The organism is Actinomadura logoneensis (assembly GCF_003428695.1).
GTDB lineage: Bacteria > Actinomycetota > Actinomycetes > Streptosporangiales > Streptosporangiaceae > Spirillospora > Spirillospora logoneensis.
Map to the genome: position 1 here is coordinate 1 of NZ_QURH01000609.1, position 2,148 is coordinate 2,148.

Sequence of the window (2,148 nt, forward strand, 5' to 3'; positions counted from 1 at the left end):
CGGGGGCGGGGACGACGGGGGCGTCGGGGGCGGGGGTCGGGGTGGGGGCGGTGCCGGTGTTCGCGGCGGTCATCATGCGCTCGACGTACTTGGCGACGACGTCCACCTCGAGGTTGACGAGGTCGCCGACGCCCTTGCGGCCGAGGGTGGTGAGGGCGAGCGTGGTGGGGATGAGGGCGACGCTGAACCGGTCGGCGGCGGCCTCGACGACCGTGAGGCTGACGCCGTCCACGGTGATCGAGCCCTTGTCGGCGACGTAGCGGGCGAGGGCGGGCGGGAGCGAGACGGTCACGACGTCCCAGCGCTCGCCGGGTTCGCGGGAGAGGATGGCGCCGACGCCGTCCACGTGCCCCTGCACGATGTGCCCGCCGAGCCGGTCGGACACCCGGACGGGCCGTTCGAGGTTCACCCGCGCGCCGGGCGCGAGGACGCCGAGTCCGGAGCGGTCGAGCGTCTCCTTGATGACGTCCGCGGTGAAGGTCTGGTCGGTGACGTCGACGACGGTCAGGCAGACGCCGTTGACCGCGATGGACGCGCCGTGGACCGCGTCGGAGGTGACGAGCGGGCCGTGGATGGTGAGGCGGGCCGAGTCCCCTGCGGACTCGACCGCCCTGATCTCGCCGAGTTCCTCGACGATGCCGGTGAACATGGTGTCCCGGGCCTCCCTTTCGGGGGTCAGGCTCCGGGGTTCCTGCCAGCACGACGGTCGCGTACGGCGTGCAGCCCTCTCCCACCTCGGAAAAAGGGCCGTCCGCGCGCTGCCTCCCATCCGGACTTTCACCGTCGGTCCCGGAGTTCCACCGGGTCAACCGGCCGATGGCTTCGGCCGGGTCGCGGACTGTCACCGCCGGTTCGGACTTTCACCGACCCCGGAGCACGCGTTGCACTGCTTAGCACCCAGTGTGCCACGCCCCGCGTTCCCGGGAACATGTGACAACGCCCACGGCCACCTTTGGCCAACCAAGCGCTCGCTTGGCGAGCGTCGGCCCCCATAGCGGATTTCCGGCGCGGCGCCTCCGGTGCGACCGCACCGGCTCGGCGCTCAGGCCGGAAATCCTTTACCACGGTATGGCCTGGTCACGGACCGGATGTGGAGTTCCAGGCCGGGGCTCCGGTCGCCGTCCCGGCGGCGGTGCGGAGGGCGAGCCAGCCCGCCATCGAGCGGACGCCGACGCCGATGGCGCGTTCGTCGGGGTCGAAAGCGCCGAAGTGCGGATAGGCGGTGGTGATGTCCGCGCCGGGACGCCGCACGCCGAGGAAGCTGAACGTTCCGGGGAGGCGGCGCAGGAAGAGGGCGAAGTCCTCCCCGCTGAACGGGATCGCGGCGTGCATGGTCGTGACCGCCCGGCGGCCGAGCCGCGCCGTCAGGTAGTCGCCCACCTGGCGTCCCGGCCCCGGCGGGCACACCATCGCGGGGAACGGGTCGGCGGGGAACAGCATCGGGGCGTCGGTGAAGCGGGCGGCGACGCGGCGCAGCTCGTCCCGGATCTCGGGGACGCGCTCCTGCGGCCAGCAGCGGTACGACACGCGGACCTCCACGTCGCCGCCCGCGGTGGGACGCGCGCCCGGCCGCATCCAGACGAAGCGGGCGAGCGGGCCGTCCGGCGTCTCCAGCTCCCTGACCAGGCGCTCCAGGTCGGCGGACGTCTGCGGATAGGCGACCGTCGAGAGCGCGCCGACGGCGCCGAGGAGCCGGGCGGCCCGGTCGGACGCGTCGGGCCCGGTCAGGGTGACGCCGCCGCGGTCCAGGCCCGGCAGGCCCACGCCCGGCGTGACCGCGAACGTGCCGACCGGGAACGGGCCGCAGTGCAGGGCGTGGATCTCGGCCGGCCGCGTCCGCTCCAGGACGCCAGCGTCGATCATCGCCCGCGCTCCGGTGAGGGCCTCCTCCCCCGGCTGGAACAGGAACACGACCTCGCCGCGCAGGCGGCGCCGCAGCCGGGCCAGGACCTCGGCCGCGCCGACGCCGATCGTGGTGTGCAGGTCGTGGCCGCACACGTGCGCCGGATCCGGGCCGCCGCCGATCTGCGAGTCGGGCGGGACGGCGTCCATGTCGGCGCGGTAGGCGACCGTCCGCCCGGGGCGCTCGCCGCGCAGGACGCCCACGACGCCGGTGCCGCCGACGCCCGTCGCCACCTCCAGCCCGGC

At 74.5% G+C, this 2,148-nt stretch carries 2 protein-coding genes and 1 riboswitch; both genes read right to left on the reverse strand.

Annotation, left to right across the window (positions count from 1 at the left end; all coding sequences use genetic code 11):
- The coding region (locus DZF91_RS24630; protein WP_117359648.1) for a riboflavin synthase at window positions 1-649 on the reverse strand (649 nt) is incomplete at its 3' end.
- Between the two features lie 104 nt (window positions 650-753).
- Window positions 754-882, reverse strand: a riboswitch (FMN riboswitch).
- Window positions 883-1,077: 195 nt separating this feature from the next.
- Window positions 1,078-2,148, reverse strand: a 1,071-nt coding sequence (locus DZF91_RS24635) for a M20/M25/M40 family metallo-hydrolase (protein WP_117359649.1), incomplete at its 5' end; no start/stop codon positions are given.